The sequence below is a fragment of the Myroides gitamensis genome (assembly GCF_029894455.1).
Taxonomy (GTDB): Bacteria; Bacteroidota; Bacteroidia; order Flavobacteriales; family Flavobacteriaceae; genus Flavobacterium; species Flavobacterium odoratum.
In genome coordinates, this window is the sequence record NZ_JARYHN010000001.1 from 244,496 (window position 1) to 264,537 (window position 20,042).

Below are 20,042 nucleotides of genomic sequence, written 5' to 3' on the forward strand. Positions count from 1 at the left end.
CACCTACATTTGTTTGAATAAATCTTTTAATTCAAACACAAATGGTAAGCCATAACCATGATTTTGATCAGATCTTTCAAAAACACTGGGCTGAATTATACAGTTTTGCCTATAATGTAATGCGGGACAAAGCCGTTGCAGAGGATATTGTACAAGAAGTATTTATTGACTTCTGGAAGAGACAAGTTGTGGTTGAACTACCACGAGCGTATTTGTTTCAAGCAACGAGAAACCAATGTGCAAAGGCTTTATGCAACCGTCGTTTTGATGCTGTTCAGGTAGAAAAACTAGCTACCCTGATTCCCGATTTAGAAGAGGTGCAATACGATGAGGTCAAAGCTATGCTTTTAGATGAAATCGAAAAAACAGCCTTGGCTATTCTGCCAGATCGATGCTTGTTGATCTTTAAAATGCGTTTCTATGAACAACGCACCTATAAAGATATTGCCCAATGTTTGGGAATTACAGAAAGTACGGTTGAAAATCAAATCAATAAAGCGTTGCGACTTTTAAAAGAATCTACGCCTTATGTGGCTGATGGAGCAGGAACTCTTTTGCTGTTACTATGGCTTAGTGTTACCTAAATGTTTTCCATTTTAAGGAATGATTAAGCCTGAATTTTAGCATAGGGGAATGCACTCTTTTGGCGTACTTCATTATAGTATTAGATCACAAGACTATAATGTATAAGAAATTCAAAGCTCTATTAGCGCAATACAAAGGAACAGCTACATCTACAGAGGAAGCTGTTGTAGACCAATTTTTTAATGCCCTGCAGGTTGGTGGAATCACAGAAGCGGAAGTAAAACGCAATACAGCGTTGCACCACCGTTTACATCAATCTATTTCTTCTAAAACCAAACCCTCTATTTTTAAAACGCATGTAGTGCGCTATACAGCATTGGCCGCTTGCTTGGCTGGTGTGGGCTTGTTGTACTTTTTTCTTGCTGTAAAGGTAGACCCACAATGGGTGACCCAATACGCAAAAAAAGGAGAACAACTTGTTTTTCAGTTAAGCGATTCCACCGTGGTTTACCTTAGCGGAGGAAGTTCAATACAATACCCTACTCATTTTGATGCACCAGAACGAATCGTTCATTTACAAGGAGAAGCTTTCTTTGAAGTGAAACGAACCCATCCTCAACAACCTTTTAGGGTGGAAAGTGAGAATTTACAGGTACAAGTATTGGGAACAAAGTTCAATGTAAATGACGTAAAAGGAGAAACCATCAGTGTGAGTGTACATGAAGGGAAGGTACAAGTAAGTGATGCGCAAGGAACAAAGAATGTCATCTTACGAGCCAATGAAAAAGTCGATTTTCAAACCACACAACACCAATTTGTAGCCTATACATTAGAAAAGCAAGATCTAGATCAATGGCATAAAGGGCATCTGAAATTTAGAAAAGCGACCATTCAAGAAGTTATTCACGTACTCAACAGAAGGCTAAACACAAAAGTAAGTTGGCAGGGAGAAGCAGTCCCTACCTTGACGATATCAGGGGATTTTAAATACAATTCGATAGAGGAAATACTAAATAGTTTGAACTTTTTATATGGTATTGACTACGTAAAAAAATCAGATGGAACAATCATAATAAGTCAAAAATAAGAACAAAAAAACCTGCCTATAGTTGCAGCTATAAACAGGTGTATCAATTAATTATCCAAAATAATATTGATTAACTAAAAACCAAAGATAATAAAATGTACCGAAAATTAGTAAAAAGTAGGAGAAAATCCTATCCTAAATGGATGTATGTCGTTACGTTGAGCAGTACGTTCAGCCTTGGTGTACACGCACAAAAAGAAGCAAAGTTTCTTCCGGGTTATGCTGATGGATTATCGATAGAGGAAGTGTTTGAAGATGTGAAGAAGCAAACCAACTATACTGTGGTAGCCTCTGATGAAGTATTGAAAACCAATAAGAAAATTGCCATTGCAGTAAAAGACAGAAAAATTACAGATGTACTCGATGAGGTTTCTAATGAATACGGATTGACGTATCAAATTTCAGGGACAACTATTTCAGTAAAAGAACAACAAAACCACCAACAAATTAAAGGAGTGGTAAAAGATAAAGAGGGTTATACGATTCCAGGAGCTATCGTTACTATTAAAGGAACAGATAAAGGAGTAGCAACAGATAGCAATGGGGTCTTTAGTTTGACAGCAAATGTAGGGGTAGATGATTTAGAAATTTCATTCATAGGTTATAAAACTCAAATCGTTCGAGCAGCATCTAATTTAGCTATTATCCTTCAAGAGGATCATACAAGTTTAGAGGAGGTTGTGGTAACTGCTTTGGGAATTAAACGCGAGGAAAAGCGATTGGGATATGCACAAGAAACCGTAAACGCAGAAAAATTAGCCACTGCTGTAGCAAATAACTGGTCGAGTGGGTTAAAAGGAAAGGTTGCTGGATTGAACATTGCCTCTGGAGGAACAGGACCAATCAATTCGCAACGCATCCAATTGCGCGGAAATACTTCATTAGATGCAAGTAAAAACTATGCGTTGATTGTTATTGATGGAGTGCCTATGGATCAAGAGATTAATTCGAATGGATATAATTCGGCAGCATTTGGAAATGATTCTCCAGTCGATAATGGAAACGCAATTTCAGATTTGAATCAAGATGATATCGAAAGTGTAACCGTTTTAAAAGGACCTACTGCAGCAGCATTATACGGATCTAGAGCAGCGAATGGTGCATTGATCATCACGACGAAATCAGGAAAGAAAAACGATCGTTTCGGGATTACTTATAATAGTTCTGTGGCTTTTGATGTGATTAACAAATGGCCTGATTATCAATATGAGTACGGACAAGGATCGGGGGGATACTTTGACAAGAATGGAAATCCATACTATTCGTTTGGAAACTCAGCAGATGGACCAGATACAGGAAACCATCCAGAAGCTTGGGGGCCTAAATTTGCAGACCAGTATTTTTATCAGTATGATCCCACAACTCAAGGACAAACACCAGAACGAACGTTGTGGAGACCCTATAAAAATAACAGAAAAGATTTTTTTGATACGGGGGTAACGGTAAATAATGCCATTGCTTTTCAAGGGGGAAATGACAAAGGATCGATGCGATTGAATATTTCACACACCGATAATAAATGGATTGTACCGAATACAGGATACAAAAAATACGGAGCTTCCTTTAATGGAAATTATCAAATCTCGGATCGCATCAAATTATCTGCGGTGATGAATTACAACAACCGCAAGAGTGATAACTTACCTGTCTTAGGGTATAATAATGGATCCCTGGCTTATTTCATGATGTTCCTTTTGCCTAACGTGGATATCAATTGGTATAAACCCATATGGAAAAATGGAAAAGAAGATAGAGAGCAATTGAACCCTTTCTCTCCTTGGTCTAGTAATCCATACTATATCACAAATGTGGATCAAAATACGTTAGATAGCAATCAATTTATCGGAAATGTAAAAGCAGATATTAAATTGACTGATAAGTTAGACTTCATGGGACGTTTGGCCATTAATAACCTGACACAGTTCAGAGAAACGAAACGCGGATTTTCGAGTAAACGCCACGCAGAAGGATTTTATGCACGTCAAGATATATCAAGTAGAGAGATCAATGCAGATTTCTTATTGACGTATAAAGACAAAATTTCAGAAACATTGGATTATCAAGTGATGGTGGGAGCAAACCATATGTCATACACCCATAGAAACTTAAGAACTTCTGTAGATGCTTTAGTAGTGCCAGGTGTATTTAAATTGTCAAATGGAGTGAATAACCCTATTGTCAATACATCTGATGCATTGAAAAAAGTAAACAGTACCTACGGGATGATGACTTTTGGGTACAATAACTTTTTATTCTTAGATGTTACGGCAAGAAATGATTGGTCTAGCACACTGCCGAGTGGAAATAATTCTTATTTCTATCCTTCAGTGAGTGCCAGTGCAATTCTATCAGACATGTTTGTGATGCCGACAGTAATTGACTACTTGAAATACAGAGTGTCTTTCGCTAAAGTAGGAAGTGATACAGATCCGTATCAAATATCGAAGTATTATGCGCAAAGTAATTTCCCAAGTTCAGCTATTATGCCTAGTACCTTGTACAATGCCAATCTAAAACCAGAAATTACTTCAAGCTGGGAAACAGGAGTGGAAATGAAAATGCTACAGAATCGATTGGGATTTGATGTTACGTTCTATAATTCCGATACGAAAAATCAAATCTTAGTACTGCCAATGGATATTGCCGAAGGATTCAGTTCTCAGGTCATCAATGCAGGAAAAGTGAGAAACAAAGGAGTGGAGTTAGTTTTACACGGAACGCCAATTAAACAAGGAGATTTTACATGGAATGTTTCTGCCAATTGGTCTAAAAATAAAAATGAAGTACTCGAATTAAAAGACAATTTGGAAGAACAGGTATTAGCAACTGTCGTAAATGGACGATTAATTGCTAAAGTAGGAGGAACTACAACGGCATTATATGGGAGAAAATTTGTGCGTAGTCCAGAAGGACAAGTGGTTTACAGCAATGGAGTTCCTGTTTTAGGCGCTGATCCGGAATATATTGGCGACGTTGCTCCTAAATGGAAAGCAGGATTGGTTAATAACTTCAAATACAAGAATTGGAATTTTGGATTGACGATTGACGGATCATATGGAGGAAAGATTTACTCGCATACTCACCACAAAGCAACTGAAGCAGGACAGTTGAAACACACATTGAGAGGACGTGAAGAAGGAGAATTAGTAGGAGAAGGGGTAGTACTGAATGCAGATGGAAGTTATACGCCCAATACAACGCCAATTCGCGTAGACAATTACTATAGAAAATACTATGAATACCAAAATGTGGAGTCTAATACGTTTGATGCTTCTTTCTTAAAAATTAGAGAACTCTCTTTGTCGTATTCATTTGCTAAAAAACAATTGAAACGCATCGGATTAGAAAGTTTGACACTAACGGTGTACGGTCGTGATTTAAAAACGTTTACAGACTTCCCAATCTATGACCCAGAAGCAGCAACAATGAACGGAAGTGTCATTGTACCTGGTATGGAAACAGGGCAAATGCCTTCTACTGCTTCCTATGGTTTTAATCTAAAAGTAGAATTTTAATACGCTTTAACTCTCATGAAAAGAATAATTTATATAGCCGCTTCGGTTTTCTTCTTCATTTCTTGTACGGAAAACTTTGAAGAAGTGAATACCAATCCCAACCTTATCGATCAAATTAGCCCAGGTACACTCGTGAATGAGATTATCTATAATATGGCAAATAACAACGTGCGAAACTACTACGATATTACAGCAGAATTGATGCAGGTAAAATTGCCTTACCCAAGTTTTTATGGAGGTAGACATCGTTATGAAATTCTAGATAATACTGGAAACTCACAGTGGAATGCCAGTTATAAATGGGCAAAAAATATCCGTGAAATGCTAGCGGTTTCGGAAGCCAATCCCAATGATGCAAATTACAAAGCCATTGGATTGACTTTACGCGCTTGGATTTATTCCAACTTGACCGATTCTTTTGGAGATATTCCTTTTTCGGAAGCATCCAAAGGAGATGAAGGGGGGCTAAAGCCGAAGTATGATACACAACAAGAGATTTACATGACGTTGCTACAGGATTTAGAAGACGCTAATGCACTGTATAACCATGAAAATCCCATGTTGTATGGAAAAGAAATCCTATTTGATAACAATACCAAAAACTGGCAGCGATTCACGAATTCTCTTCGTTTGCGTTTGTTGTTGAGGATTTCCAATGTATATCCAGAAGCTTTTGGAATCATGGTAACGATGCTGAGTCAAGAAGATAAATACCCCATTATTACTGATTTCACACAAAGTGCAGCGTTAAAAGTAACGGGAATCACCCCTAATTTATCGCCTTGGTCTAGAGCCTTGGATTTCTCTACGAATCAAGCAACAGCTGCTTTCTTTGTAGACCATTTAAATGAATTGAAAGATCCTCGTCTTGCTGTTTACGCAACTGAAGCCAAAGACTTAGAAGGAAAACCAATGGGGTATGTCGGAATACCAAGTGCTTATGTGGGAGATAATTCTCAATTTAAATTCTCCCCTTCTTATATGAATAACAAGCAAGTGGTAGCGCCAATGAGTATTCCCATCTTGATGCATTCAGAAGTAGAATTTATCAAAGCGGAACTGGCGCAACGCGGATACTATAACAACAGTAATGCAGCTCAATATTATACGAATGGAGTAAAAAGCGCCATTCTTTTTGTGACAGGAAAAGAAGCCCCTTCTTCTTATTTTGAACAAGAAAAAGCAAAATACGACGGTAGTTTAGCGCAAATTATGTTGCAAAAATACGTGTCGTTATATTTTACAGATTACCAACAATGGTCAGAATATAGACGTACAGGATTACCCGTATTGCCGACAACTTCTTCCATGTTAAATGAGGGGAAAATGCCGTATCGATTGTTATATCATTCGGATCAAAAAGTATATAATCCGACGAATTATACAGAAGCGAGTCAGCGCATAGGAGGAGATAAAATGAATTCAAAAATTTGGTGGATCAATTAATAAGATGAAAAGAAGTGAGTTTTTACGAACGGTAGCTTTAGGAACATTAGCTACGGCAATTCCTTTTGATGTTCAGGCGGATACTAGCCGTTTACTAAAGAAAAAAGAAACGTTGAGTTTTGGAATTATTACCGATTTACATCAAGATTTAACCTTTGATGCCCCACAGCGATTACAAGCTTTTGTAGACGAAATGAACCAGAAACAAGTCGATTTTATTATTCAATTGGGGGATTTTTGCGTGCCTAAAAAGGAGAATCAAATCATTTTAGATATTTGGAATTCCTTTCAAGGCGATGCCTTTCACGTGATTGGCAACCATGAGTTTGACGAAAATAAATCACTGGAGCAAATCATGGATTTCTTTGAACTAAAGCAAAATTACTACAGCTTTGATCGCAAGGGATATCACTTTGTGGTATTGGATGGCAATGGAAAAATACCCGGAAATGACGCAGTGCGTTATCCGTCCTATTTTCATAAAGCACAATTGGAATGGATGGAGCACGATATCAATAGTTCGCCATTACCAACTATTGTGTTTATCCATCAAGGGCTAGATCACAATGGAGTACACAACAGAGAAGCTGTGCGAATTTTATTAGATAACTGTAATAAAAAAGCGGGGTATACTAAGGTGAAAGTTGTCTTTTCTGGACATCATCACATGGATTATACCAATGTTATTAATGGGATTCACTATGTACAAATCAACAGTGCTGTTTATCGTTGGTTGGGAGAACCCTATAACAATACGTCATTTCCTCCGGAAGCGTATAAAAAGTATCCCTATTTGCGCAATATGGGATACTACAAAGAACCACTATGGGCACAGGTGCAAATCACTTCGGACGAGTTGAAGTTAACGGGAAAAGAATCACCTTGGTATGGGGATTCTCCAGTCGAATTAGGTGAACCTATCGTATCGTGGAACTACGTTTCAGCAGCTAAAATATCAGATCGATTAATTAAGTTATAAAAATAATATGAGAAATTTTATAGTAAGTATTGCATTCTTGTCTTCCTTGGTAGTAGGTGCTCAAAATAAAGTAATAGGCTATGTTTTTGAGGATACCAATGCCAACGGCAAAAAAGAGAATAAGGAAAAACCAATAGCCAATGTGGCAGTTAGTAATGGGGTAGAAGTAGTGTTAACTGATGCACAAGGAAAATATGAATTGCCAGTCTCAGAGGACAATCCCATATTTGTAATCAAACCTGCAGGGTACGGCTTTTTATTAGATGAATATAATTTACCCCGATACTATTATATGCATAAACCCAATGGGTCACCCAAGCATTTGAAGTATAAAGGAGTAGAGCCTACGGGAAAATTACCCAAAGAAGTCAATTTTGGCTTGCTTCCACAAGTAGAAAATGACGAGTTTAAAGCTTTTGTTTTTGGCGATCCACAGCCCTATACAATGGAAGAAATGGAATACTATAAAAGAGCTATTGTAGATGAAACGAAACAACAAACAACGGGAATCTCTTTTGGAATTAGTTTGGGAGATATTGTAGGCGATGACTTAAGTCTACATCAACCGTATAAAGAGGTGATGAAAGCCATGGGCTTGCCATGGTATAACGTATTGGGAAATCACGATATGAATTATGACGCGGAAGAAGATCGTTTTGCTGATGAAACCTTTGAACGCAATTTTGGTCCGGCTAATTATGCTTTTAACTACGGAAAAGCACATTTCATTGTATTGGATGATGTGCTTTATCCTCATCCCATTACCAAAAAAGGATACTGGGGCGGGTTTCGAAAAGACCAATTGGATTTTGTTCGAAACAATTTAAAAGTAGTGGATAAAGATCGCTTAATCGTTGTTTCCTTCCATATTCCACTATATGTAGGAGATGAAAAGCACTTTGATGCTCAAGCTAGACAAGAGCTATTAGACGCTTTGGCAGAGTTTGATCATGTCTTGTTGTTATCTGCTCATATGCATACGCAAACACATCAGTTTTATGGAAAAGAACAAGGATGGAATAAATCAAAATTACTCCATGAATACAACGTAGGGACTACTTCAGGTGATTGGTACTCTGGAGAATACAACGAAGAAAACGTACCTGTTTCAACCATGCGTGATGGTACACCAAAGGGATACGCAATCTTAACTGTAAAAGACAATAAGTACGAGTTAGATTATAAAGTGGCAGGAAAACCAGAAGACTATCGAATGGAAGTGTTCTTACCTCAGGTTGTTGCAAATAAAAAAGGAGGGAATTCTTTTGTATACGCCAATATATTTATGGGAACTGAATTTGATGAGGTGGACTATCGCATCGATGGACAAGAATGGAAAAAAATGAACAAAGAAGTAACGATGGACCCTGCTTTGTACGCTAAAGTGCAAAAATATGATCTATCTCCCACATTAGTGGACGGAAAAAGACCTTCTAATCCAGTGGACAGTCCGCATTTATGGAGTGCGAGAATCCCATCTAATTTAAGTGTAGGGATCCACCAAGTGGAGGTGCGAACCAAAGATATGTTTCAACGTGTATTTTCTACAGTCAAGACATTTAGAGTAGAAGCTCGCGCTAAACAATAAGTTTCAAGTGAATAAATAAAGTAAAAAGTGAAGTGAAAGTAATTTCATGAAGTGAATGTGTTAATTTGGTTAAGATAGGCGAGATTTTTCTCGCCTATTTTTTTGTTGATAAAGGAGGTGAAAAATAGTTGTGTGACAGCAGATATTCGAGTATTTTGCCAGAAACAAATGAAAACCAAATAACCATGAAGTTTACCACCTCGCTCAATCAAGCGCTAAAGCATAGTTTTATAGGAATTGCTCTTATTTCGAGTAGTTTAACGATGGGGCAAAGTCAAGATCCTATTGTCGATGCCATAATCAAAGAAGGAACCTCAAATTCACAACTCAAAGCCTATGCGTTTGAATTGTTAGATGGAATAGGCCCACGTTTGGTGGGAACCCCTCAAATGATGCAAGCACACAATTGGGTAAAAGATACCTATCAAAAGATGGGGTTAGAGGCGCGTAATGAAGCGTATGGAACATGGAAAGCTTGGGAAAGAGGAACCTCTCAAATCACGATGACTGCTCCTCGCCTGAAATCTTTAGAAGGAACCCAATTAGCTTGGAGTCCAGCAACAAAGAAAAATGGAGTAGAAGGAGAAGTAGTTGTACTCGTTGATGCGCAATCGAAAGCTGATTTCGAAGCTTGGCTACCAACGGTAAAAGGAAAATATGTTATGATTTCTCAACTTCCTCCTAGTGGACGACCAGACTACCAATGGAAAGAGTACGCCACACCAGAGTCGTACGAGAAAATGAAAAAAGAAAGAGAAGCGATTGAACAAGCGTGGAATCAACGCATGGCCAATACTGGATATACAGCAAAAGAATTGCCTAAAGTACTAGAAAAAGCAGGAGCGGCAGGTGCAGTGATGTCTTTTTGGACGGGTATTATGGGGGCGAATAGAATCTTTGGCGCACAAACAACACAAGTGCCAACCATTGATATCGCTCTGGAAGATTACGGTCTATTATATCGTTTGGCAGAAGGAGGAAAAGCACCGCGAATTAACGTGAATGTACAATCGAAGAATCTGGGAACGGCACAAACGTATAACACCATTGCTGAATTAAAAGGAACAGAAAAAGCAGATGAATACGTGATTTTATCTGCTCACTTAGATAGCTGGGATGGTGGAACAGGAGCAACCGATAACGGAACAGGAATTATCACCATGATGGAAGCTGCCCGTATCTTAAAACAAGTATTGCCAAATCCAAAACGAACCATCTTAATCGGAAATTGGGGAAGTGAAGAACAAGGGTTAAACGGATCTCGTGCTTTTGTTGCTGACCACCCAGAATTGCTAGAAAAAATACAAGTTGTTTTTAATCAAGATAACGGAACAGGACGCATTGCCAACATAACAGGTCAAGGATTTTTACATGCTTATGACTTTTTAGGGCGATGGTTGTCTGCGGTTCCTGATGCATACAAAAAAGACTTAAAAACACATTATCCAGGTTCGCCATCAGGTGGAGGATCTGACCATGTCTCTTTTGTGAGTCATGATATTCCAGGTTTCATGATGAGTTCACTCAGCTGGGGATATGGAAATTATACGTGGCATACCAACCGAGATACAGCAGATAAAATTGTATTTGATGATGTACAAAGCAATGCAATTCTTTTGGCAATTATGGTGTATAAAGCAAGTGAAGAACCAGAATTGGTTTCAAGAGAAAAAATTGTTCTACCAACAAATGACAAAGGAGAACAACAGCAATGGCCAGTGTCCAAAGAACCACAACGAAATTCAGATCAGTATTAATAAAGAAAGGTTTTTACGCATAGTAAAAGCCTTTTTTTTGCGCTATAATATAAAATGGTGTTAAGGGATCAATTCGCTTTTTTATAACGTTGTGTTTTTTAGCAAGGAAACGACAGATATCATTGCGAATAGTCATATATTTATACACCCAATTTATTATTTCTTATGAAAAAATTAAATATGTATTTAATGATACTTGCTCCTATCTTAGGTTTTGCTCAGCAACCCAATAAAAAGATACAAGAGTTATGGAAGAGTATCGAACATAAAGAGCAACAACAAGAAGTGAGAAGTCTGTTGCCTGAAGTACAAGAGGTGATTTCACTTTCTCGTCAATCAAAGGCGTATGCCAGCCTCTTAAAAGGAATGTTTTATGAAGCAAAAATCAATATTACAATCCAAGAAGATAAAGACTACGATATCAATCAAGTACTCCAAGCTTTTGAGAAAGAATTAAACACAGCAACAGGAGAATACAAAGCGATTGTTCAAGCCTATATTGCTCATTTATACCAATTATACTATGAAGAAAATGCGTATAAAATCAGCAATAGAACTGCTGTAGAACAACAAAAAGGAACGGATGTTCGCTATTGGACAAAAGAAGATTTTGAAAGAGAAAGTACACAATATTGGGAAGCAGCTTTAGAAACGGCTAAGAAACAAGCTTCAACTACAGTTGGGGGATGGAATGAAGTTTTCCAAACAACTGAATCGTTTAATTTAGACTTTTCAAAGTTTTCTGTGTATGATGCTTTGCGTATAGATCATGCTCTTTTCCTGAGTAATGGATTTTCATATCGCGCTCCTGCTGAACAAAGAGAACTAAAAAGAACGCAAGCCAAAGAGTTAATGAATCAAGTTATCCAAGACTTGACGAAAAAAGGGCAGGCTGAATTGGCCGCGTATGTTCGTATCTACACGTTGAATAGTTTTGAAGAGCAACGAGGAGAGGCAGAATTGAATAAAATTTATCAAGAACTGCTGAAACAAAATCCTAAATCTGTTTTGGTACACGAGGCTGTCGCCCAATTTATGTACTATACATATAGAGATACCCAAGACAAAGAATTAGAAAAAACAGCGGGGGCAACGTTATTAGCTTTTATTAATCAAACGGCTGAGAAATTTCCGGAAACAGAAACAGCAAAACGCCTGTTAGAACTAAAGAAAGTAGTAGAAGCTCCAGGATTAGAAGTGAGTTATAATTCGTATGAATTACCTGACTTAAGTTCTATTTTGGCAGTGACACATAAAAATTTAAACACCCTACATTTTAAAGTTTTAAAATATGAAGGGGATGCTAAGATATTCGATGTAAACCAACCAAATACATTGGCAGGTTATAAAAAGATTGCATCCGATTACGAAAAGGTGACCGATTATACGATTTCCCTTAAACCGTTTGAGGATTACCAATCGCATACCACCAATGTAGAGTTAAAACCTCTAGCTCCAGGACGTTATATTGTGTTGTTGTCTAATCGCGATTTCGATTACCTAACTGAAGAACAAGATGTGGTGAGCATGGCTTTGATTAATGTTACATCTAATGCTTTTTTAACTAGCGGTAATAAGTTTAGATTATACGATCGTAAAACGGGACAACCGAAAGCAAATCAACCTGTATTTTTGGCGAATGGCCCACAGAAAGATCTGAGTAAAGCGTATTGGGAAACCATAGTAAATACAGATGTAAATGGAGAGTTCTCGACTGATTTCGTCAAAGAAAATACCAATTTATTTTATGGGGTAAAAGGAGAAGGAATTTACTATTCAACATATGCTTATCCTAAAAACAAAGGAACAGAAGAAGGAGTAGAAGCGATTAATTGGAATGCAAAGGTGTTAACAGATCGTGCCATTTATCGTCCAGGTCAAGTCGTGTACTTCAAGTCGATTGTATTCCGTCAAAAAGGAAAAACAAGACAAGTAGGAGCAAATCAATTGGTAACGGTTAAATTGATGAACCAAGAAACTCAGCAAGAGGTAGGGAATTTAACCTTGAAAACTAATGCGTTTGGATCAGTTCAAGGAGAATTTATTTTACCTACAGCAGGGTTATTGGGGAATTTTAATTTCGAAGTACTTTTAAAAGACAGCAATATTGAAGAATATGCCTCTATTTCGGTAGAAGAATACAAACGCCCAAAATTTGAGGTGACGATGGATGCGGTAAAAGGCGTGTATTATTTCAATGAAAAAGTAGAAGCAAAAGGAAAAGCAATAGATTACTCAGGGGCAACAGTTGCACAAAGTAAGGTAAGCTATCGCGTTGTTCGCAATTCGGGGTATCGTTATGATGTACGTGGATATTATGGATGGCCACGCCCAGATCAAGCGGTGACAATCGCTCAAGGCGAAGTGGAAACAGATGCAGAAGGAAAATTTGCTATTGATTTTACAGCTATCCCGGAACGCAAAGAATACAAAGCAGATGCACTACGCGTGGACTCTTATACCGTTTATGTGGATGTAATGGATATCAAAGGAGAAACCCACAGCAGCACACAAACGATTTATGTTGGAGATAAAAACATTAGCTTACAATTGCCAATTATCACCAATGAAATGGTGTCAACGAAAGAATTGGAAGCAATCAAGGTAACCACAAATAACCTGAATGGCGAAACTTTTGCCGCGAAAGGAGAAGTGAGTATCGTTGAATTAGAAGCACCTTACGCACGTAGAATGCTACTGCCTTATGATAACTATAAAAGAGAGGATTATGAGTTGTATTCTTATGAAGAATTTACAACAAAATTCCCTTATGTTGCATATGGAAATGAAAATGATCACACCAAGTGGAAGCAAGGAAAAGTAGTATTCACCAAAGCATTTGACACAGCGAAAGAGAATACAATTGCCTTTCCAAATGCCAAAATTCTAAATTCAGGATTTTACTTATTGAAAGGATTTGTTTGGGAGAAAGAGGAAAAAACAGAGGTTGAACAGTATTTCTATTATGACAATACCAAAGAAGAACCAGGAATCATTTACCAATTGCTCTCTGTAAAAGCAGATAAAGAAAAATACAAAGTTGGTGATTTAGCAAAGATCCGATTACAAAGTGGTGAAAACCAAACAACGGTAATTGCTTCTGTTTTTGTAAATGGACACTTAAAACAAAAGAAAACGCTTGAAGTAAACCGAAAAGCAAGCTATTTTGAATACCCAATGAGTGGGGAAATGGGCGATGTAAGAGTTAGTTTTACAGCCATTAAACACAACTATGCGACACAAAAATCAGCACAGTTGGTACTAGATGCTTCACAAGAAGATCTGAAATTGGAACTAGTTACATTCCGTGATAAATTAACTCCAGGACAAGAAGAAACTTGGCGTTTAAAAGTATCGGGAATGTCGAAAGATAAATTTGCTGCTGAGGTAGTAGCCGCAATGTATGACGCCTCTTTAGATCAATTTAGAAGCAATACGTCTTTCCAAACGAGTTTTGATTATAGCTTTAGTTATGGGCAAGATTCAGATTTCAATACGTATAACCTAAGCAGAAAGAGCTATGCTCAAAATATTCTATATAGCAGCGCATACCCAAATTTAGTTTCATACAATTCACCAATTGAATTGAATCTATTTGGATTTAGTACTTCTATGTATGGAAATGTAAGAGCAACTTTTGGAGCAGCTCCTAGTATGGCAAAAAGAAGTGTGAATGCAGCTTTAGAAGGTAAAGCCATGGGAGTTTCATTCAACAATGTAGAGGAAGAAAGCGCAGATGCCTTGAATGAAGAAGTGATTTCAACAAGTAAACAAGACGCAAAAGGCGGAAGTGATAAAAAACAAGGCGATGTTCAGATCAGAACCAACCTAAAAGAAACAGCCTTCTTCTATCCTGTGTTAAATACAGATGACAAAGGAAATGTGAGTTTTTCATTTACTTCACCAGAAGCATTGACACAATGGAAGTTTATGGCATTTGCACATACAAAAAACTTAGAAAGTAGTTATGTGGAGCAAGTGGTTCACACCCAAAAAGAATTAATGGTTCAACCAAATATGCCGCGTTTTGTACGTGAAGAAGATCAAATTATCGTATCAACGAAAATTGCCAACCTAAACGATAAAGCGTTAAGTGGAGAAGTAGAAATTCAATTCTTTGATGCATTAACTTCAACGCCAATTACAACTATTTTAGATAACAATAGTCAGGCTAAACAAAACTTTAATGTTGAGGTAAAAGGAAATACAGAAGTAGCTTGGACGATTAATGTTCCTAAAAACATCGTTGCTTTAGGTTACAGAGTATTGGCTAAAGCAGGAACATTTAGTGATGGAGAAGAATCGGCAATTCCAGTATTGTCAAACCGTACGTTAGTGACTGAAACTATGCCATTGTACATTAAAGAAGGACAAAACAAAATCTTTACTTTTGAATCATTAGAGCATCCAGGATCAGCACTACGCGACAATTATAAGTTAACGCTAGAGGTAACTGCAAATCCAATGTGGACGGCTCTTTTAGCCTTGCCATATTTGAAAGAATACCCGTATAACGGAACGGAACAAACGTTTAGTAAAGTTTTCGCGAATACAATTGCCAGCCAATTATTAAACAGTAATCTGCGTATTCAATCGGTGTTTGAATATTGGTCTAAAACAAGGAGCTATCCAATCAAAATTAGAGCAAAATGAAGAATTGAAACAAGTTCTAATTGAAGAAACACCTTGGGTTCGCCAAGCAGCAGATGAAACAGAACAAATGAAGCGCTTAGCTGTTTTGTTTGATTTGAATAAAATGAAGATGGAGCTAGAAGCTGAATTGGAGCGTTTGAGCAACCAACAAAATAGCGATGGAGGTTTCCCTTGGTTTAGTGGAGATCAGTCAAATGTGTATATTACACAGACGATTCTAGAAGGTTTTGGTCAAATGAAGCAAGCAGGATCGTTACATCCAGCAGCAATGGCGATGTTGAAAAAAGCAGTAGCCTATTTAGATGAACAACATTATGCGAGCTATCAAAAAGACAAAAACAGCACAACTTTACCAGCATTGGATATGCACTATTTATACGTGCGTAGTTTGTTTAAAGATGAACTGAAAATACAAGATAAATACACAAAAATGATTGCGGATTACCGCAAAGAATTAGCCAATCAAAAAGCAATTGACAATTTATACGTAACAGCAATGAAAGCTGTTACTTTACAGCGTTTTGGTGATAGTAAAGCAGCCAATAACTTGGTGAAAGCAGTAATGGAATTGGCAGTGAAGAGCGACGAAATGGGCATGTACTGGAAAGAAAATGCAGCAGGATGGTTGTGGTATAATGCACCGATCGAAACCCAAGTGATGTTGATTGAAGCAGCGCATGAAGTAGATCCAGTAAAATATGCCAATGCTATTGAGGACATGAAAGTATGGTTGTTGAAAAACAAGCAAACAGTAGCATGGAACTCAACTAAAGCAACAACACGCGCAGTATATGCTTTGTTGTATTTAGGTAAAAATTGGATGAATACCGATCAAGGAGTAGAAGTGAAAGTAGGAGGATACCCTGTTACCTTTACTAAATCAGAACAGTTCAATACTGGATACTACAAAAAAGTATGGGATGGATCAGCCATCCAAGAAAAAATGGGAATTGTTGAACTAGATAAAAAATCTACAGGAGTTGCGTATGGCGCAATGTACTGGCAGTATTTTGAAGACTTGAATAAAGTATCAAAATCAGGTTCAGGTATTACGTTTAATAAACAATTGTTTATCAAAGCCGCTACAGATAAAGGACAAGTATTGCGTGAAATCACGAATGAATCGCCAATCAAAGTAGGAGATGTAGTAACCGTTCGCTTAGAGATCAACATAGATCGCGATATGGACTATGTACAGTTAAAAGATATGCGTGCAAGCGGATTTGAGCCAATCAATGTTCGTTCCGGGTACAAGAGAAAAGGAGAATTGGGGTATTACGAAGAAACACGCGATGCTGCAACAAACTTCTTTATCACCCATTTACGCAAAGGAACGTATGTTTTTGAGTATGATGTTCGCGCAAATAACGCTGGGTACTTCTCAAATGGCATAACCTCTTTACAAAGCGTTTATGCACCAGAAATGAAAGCAAATAGCGCAGGTCAAGATGTGAAAATCTTGAGGAAAATAGGGTATTTAGAAGAAATATAGCATAAAAAAAGGCTTGGGATATCCAAGCCTTTTTTTATACTATATCATGTCTTAGAAAGAGTTTCTTTCGAATAATCAACAAAGGCTGAGCAGATGCTCAGCCTTTGTCTTTTGTTGTTGTTTCCTTGTATTTATAGCCCTTTGTGAGGTTTGTTATTTGTGAGGTTTGTCGGAATCATCCAGTTATTTGGCAAATTGCCATTTGCCACTACAGTTTTTTTTCATCATCTCACCACCTCACCATCTATCTCATAGGTTTATATTTGTTTGCGTATTCGATGAATATATCTCACCTAGTTTATATTTGTTTTGGTGTTCGATGAATCTACACTTCGTTCCGATTTTCACTTCGTTCCGATTTCACCACCTCACCTTCTATCTCACCGAGTTGCTATTTTGTTTTGGTATTCGATGAATCTACACTTCGTTCCGATTTCACCGCCTCATCTTCTCACCTTCTCACCACCTCTATTAAAGCATCTCCATGCCTTCCATATCACCAGCGCCTTCTGGGCTACCAGTCATATTCTTGCGATCCATTTTTTTCGTTTGATTGAATCGGTAAGTGAACGAAAGATTAATTTGTCTTCCTCTCCACTGCATTTCACTATGTGAAATAGATTGAGGTAAAACTAAATCCTGTTCTCTTTTTCTTGAATTAAAGATATCGCTGATATTGAAAGTAATCGTTCCTTTATCTTTTAAGATGTCTTTGCTCAACGCTACGTTTCCAGATAAATTACCTAGAACTTTTCCTTGTGCTGTGTTGTAAGGAGCGCGGTACATCCCGTTTAACTGCCAATCAATTTTATAAGGCAATGTAATTTTAGATGAAATACGCGTAAACCAAGCGTAAGCATCCTGATCAAAATTCTGCGTTTCTAACGTGCCATCTAAATGAGTAAAAGTATAATCTCCTCTAGTCTCTGTTCGATAAAAGTTGAAGTTACCATTCAATCTCCACCATTTGAAAGGAGAGTAGTTTAAGGTAATATCTACCCCATAACGGTGTTCTGTTGCAAGGTTAATAGGAGAACTAATTGAAATCGGTGTTCCATTTTCAGTCTCTCCAGCAATTCTACGCACAAATTGGAAAGTATCATCCGTTTTGTTGTAGTAAGCTGATGCATTCAACGTAAAACCAGTCCAACGCTTCATAAAACCTAAATCAACCGCATGTGTTTTTGCCGGATTTAAGTCTGGATTCCCTTGGAAGAAGTTGATATCACTCGTATAATTTGAAAAAGGATTCAAGAAGAAACCACGCGGTCTATTTACACGTCTACTATAGCTAATACTCGTACTTGTACTCTCATTCCACTCATAGTTTAAGAATGCACTAGGAAAGAAATCATTGTACTTTTTATTGTTGTAACTTTCGGTGTCAATTTGATTCACATCGATAGAAGAATCCTCCCAACGCAATCCAACCATAAAGCTCAATTGAGACGTAATACGATCCCCATATTGGGCATATAAAGCATGAATATTCTCTTTGTATTCTAATGTATTAGATAAGCGCGAATCTACATTCCAGCTGTTGTTATTTAAACGTTGAAGATTAAAAGCCGTGTTGGTTGATTTGAAAGTTCCCAAATATCCAGCCTCAAAATTTCCATTTTCACCAATAGGTAAGGTATAATCTACTTTCGCTAACCCACTCTTTTCTTTTTCTTTATTGAAGGTACGCTCAAAAGAAGTTTGATTTAAATGTTCATTGATATCATCAATCCCTGCATTTTCATTGTCTTTATCTTGAGCAATATTTCCCTCGATAGTTAATACATGCCCTTCTTTATCGAATTTTTTCTCAAAAGTAGTCGTGTAATCGACGTTGTTTCGCGTACCATCTTTTTCTTCATTTCTATATCGATTGTATAAAAAAGAATCAGAAGCGTCATAGTAATCGTATCTTACTCGATTGGGATTGTAACCTGTATTGCGACGTGCTGTTACCGTATTCGTCCAAGTGATAGAAGGTGTTAAGTACCACTCTAAACCAAAAGTACCGTTGTAGCCTTGTCTTTCTCTATTGTTGTCTTTGTATTCATAAATGCGTTGCGTAGGTTCTCCCGTCGTTGGATCAATGTAGCGGTTGTCATTTAAATTGTACCCTTCTGATTTAGAATCTCGATACCCTAAAGAGGTGAAGAAATTGAATTTTTCACTTCTAAAATTGAACATTGTATTCAATTCATAGTTGCGTGGATCTCCAATTGTACCCGTTACACTTCCATTAATACCCAATGCTTTTCCTTTGCGCAAAATAATATTGATAATCCCAGCACCACCTTCAGCTTCATAACGAGCAGATGGATTGGTAATTACTTCCACGCGATCGATTGATTCAGCAGGTAAAATACGCATGGCCTCTTGGATGTTGTTCGCTAATCCTGTTGGTTTACCGTCAATCAACACCTTTACATTTTCATTTCCTCTTAAACTGATTGTTCCTTCACTATCCACAACTACAGAGGGTACGTTGTCTAATACATCTGCTGCTGTTCCTCCTTTGACAATCATATCTTGTCCGACATTGTATATTTTCTTGTCGAGTTTAATATCAACCGTAGAGCGTTCTGCAATAACGGTTACTTCCTCTAACATTTGAGTGTCATCCTGTACTTTTTGAACCCCAATGAAGGTATCGCCTTGTACCGAAATATTTTTTAATTCGAGTGTTTTAAAACCTAGAAAATCGATTTTGATATAGTAGTTTCCGTCGGGAACATCAAAAGAAAAATGACCTTTTTCGTCCGTCATTGCTCCGGAAACAATATTGGAATTGCTCTCATTTTGAGCATAAATACTAGCGTATTCTAAAGGGGTGTTAGTCGCTGCTTCAATGACAGTACCGGTGACAGTACTTTGAGCGCGGTTCTGAGCTGCTGTTGTTAGTGCCGTTAAAAATACGAACAACAGCAGAAGAACTGATGAAGGCGTTTGTTTTTTCATTTATAGTCGTTTAGTTTACTTTTCTTAAACTTAGACTATAATTTG

Annotated in this window: 10 protein-coding genes; 9 read left to right on the forward strand and 1 reads right to left on the reverse strand. The window is 37.5% G+C overall.

From position 1 onward, the window contains the following. Positions 1-41: 41 nt before the first annotated feature. The 9 genes from M2306_RS01170 (at position 42) to M2306_RS01210 (ending at position 17,042) form a co-directional block, all read left to right on the forward strand. The gene (locus tag M2306_RS01170; protein WP_115091224.1) at positions 42-584 is read left to right on the forward strand and encodes a sigma-70 family RNA polymerase sigma factor; all 543 of its coding nucleotides are present in this window, start codon (positions 42-44) and stop codon (positions 582-584) included. Between the two features lie 98 nt (positions 585-682). Next, complete coding sequence (locus M2306_RS01175) at positions 683-1,612, forward strand: FecR family protein (protein WP_259189120.1); 930 nt, start codon at positions 683-685, stop codon at positions 1,610-1,612. Positions 1,613-1,707: 95 nt separating this feature from the next. Then, entirely contained in the window at positions 1,708-5,127 is a 3,420-nt protein-coding gene (locus tag M2306_RS01180) for a SusC/RagA family TonB-linked outer membrane protein (protein ID WP_259189119.1), read from the forward strand. Positions 5,128-5,142: 15 nt separating this feature from the next. Further along, complete coding sequence (locus tag M2306_RS01185) at positions 5,143-6,573, forward strand: SusD/RagB family nutrient-binding outer membrane lipoprotein (protein ID WP_259189118.1); 1,431 nt, start codon at positions 5,143-5,145, stop codon at positions 6,571-6,573. Between the two features lie 4 nt (positions 6,574-6,577). Then, on the forward strand, positions 6,578-7,552 hold the full coding sequence (locus M2306_RS01190; RefSeq protein WP_259189117.1) for a metallophosphoesterase family protein: 975 nt from the start codon (positions 6,578-6,580) through the stop codon (positions 7,550-7,552). 7 nt (positions 7,553-7,559) lie between these two features. Then, positions 7,560-9,140 carry a calcineurin-like phosphoesterase C-terminal domain-containing protein gene (locus M2306_RS01195; RefSeq protein WP_259189116.1) on the forward strand — a complete coding sequence of 527 codons (1,581 nt, stop codon included), beginning with the start codon at positions 7,560-7,562 and terminating at the stop codon, positions 9,138-9,140. A gap of 185 nt (positions 9,141-9,325) precedes the next feature. Continuing rightward, positions 9,326-10,897 (forward strand): M20/M25/M40 family metallo-hydrolase, encoded by a 1,572-nt coding sequence (locus tag M2306_RS01200; protein WP_259189115.1) that lies wholly within the window; start codon positions 9,326-9,328, stop codon positions 10,895-10,897. 165 nt (positions 10,898-11,062) lie between these two features. Further along, complete coding sequence (locus tag M2306_RS01205) at positions 11,063-15,550, forward strand: alpha-2-macroglobulin family protein (RefSeq protein WP_498882732.1); 4,488 nt, start codon at positions 11,063-11,065, stop codon at positions 15,548-15,550. Further along, entirely contained in the window at positions 15,498-17,042 is a 1,545-nt protein-coding gene (locus M2306_RS01210) for an alpha-2-macroglobulin family protein (protein WP_498882733.1), read from the forward strand. Before M2306_RS01205 ends, M2306_RS01210 begins: the two co-directional genes overlap by 53 nt. A 471-nt stretch (positions 17,043-17,513) precedes the next feature. Here M2306_RS01210 and M2306_RS01215 read toward each other — a convergent pair whose 3' ends face one another. Beyond that, positions 17,514-19,997, reverse strand: coding sequence for a TonB-dependent receptor (locus M2306_RS01215; RefSeq protein WP_259189113.1), 2,484 nt, complete (start codon positions 19,995-19,997; stop codon positions 17,514-17,516). Positions 19,998-20,042 lie beyond the last annotated feature (45 nt).

Excerpts from the sequence above, each read along its gene's own strand:
- M2306_RS01215 (WP_259189113.1), bottom strand. The coding sequence starts at position 19,997 with ATGAAAAAACAAACGCCTTCATCAGTTCTTCTGCTGTTGTTCGTATTT.
- M2306_RS01205 (WP_498882732.1), top strand. The coding sequence starts at position 11,063 with ATGAAAAAATTAAATATGTATTTAATGATACTTGCTCCTATCTTAGGT.
- M2306_RS01195 (WP_259189116.1), top strand. The coding sequence starts at position 7,560 with ATGAGAAATTTTATAGTAAGTATTGCATTCTTGTCTTCCTTGGTAGTA.
- M2306_RS01180 (WP_259189119.1), top strand. The coding sequence starts at position 1,708 with ATGTACCGAAAATTAGTAAAAAGTAGGAGAAAATCCTATCCTAAATGG.
- M2306_RS01175 (WP_259189120.1), top strand. The coding sequence starts at position 683 with ATGTATAAGAAATTCAAAGCTCTATTAGCGCAATACAAAGGAACAGCT.
- M2306_RS01185 (WP_259189118.1), top strand. The coding sequence starts at position 5,143 with ATGAAAAGAATAATTTATATAGCCGCTTCGGTTTTCTTCTTCATTTCT.
- M2306_RS01170 (WP_115091224.1), top strand. The coding sequence starts at position 42 with ATGGTAAGCCATAACCATGATTTTGATCAGATCTTTCAAAAACACTGG.
- M2306_RS01200 (WP_259189115.1), top strand. The coding sequence starts at position 9,326 with ATGAAGTTTACCACCTCGCTCAATCAAGCGCTAAAGCATAGTTTTATA.
- M2306_RS01190 (WP_259189117.1), top strand. The coding sequence starts at position 6,578 with ATGAAAAGAAGTGAGTTTTTACGAACGGTAGCTTTAGGAACATTAGCT.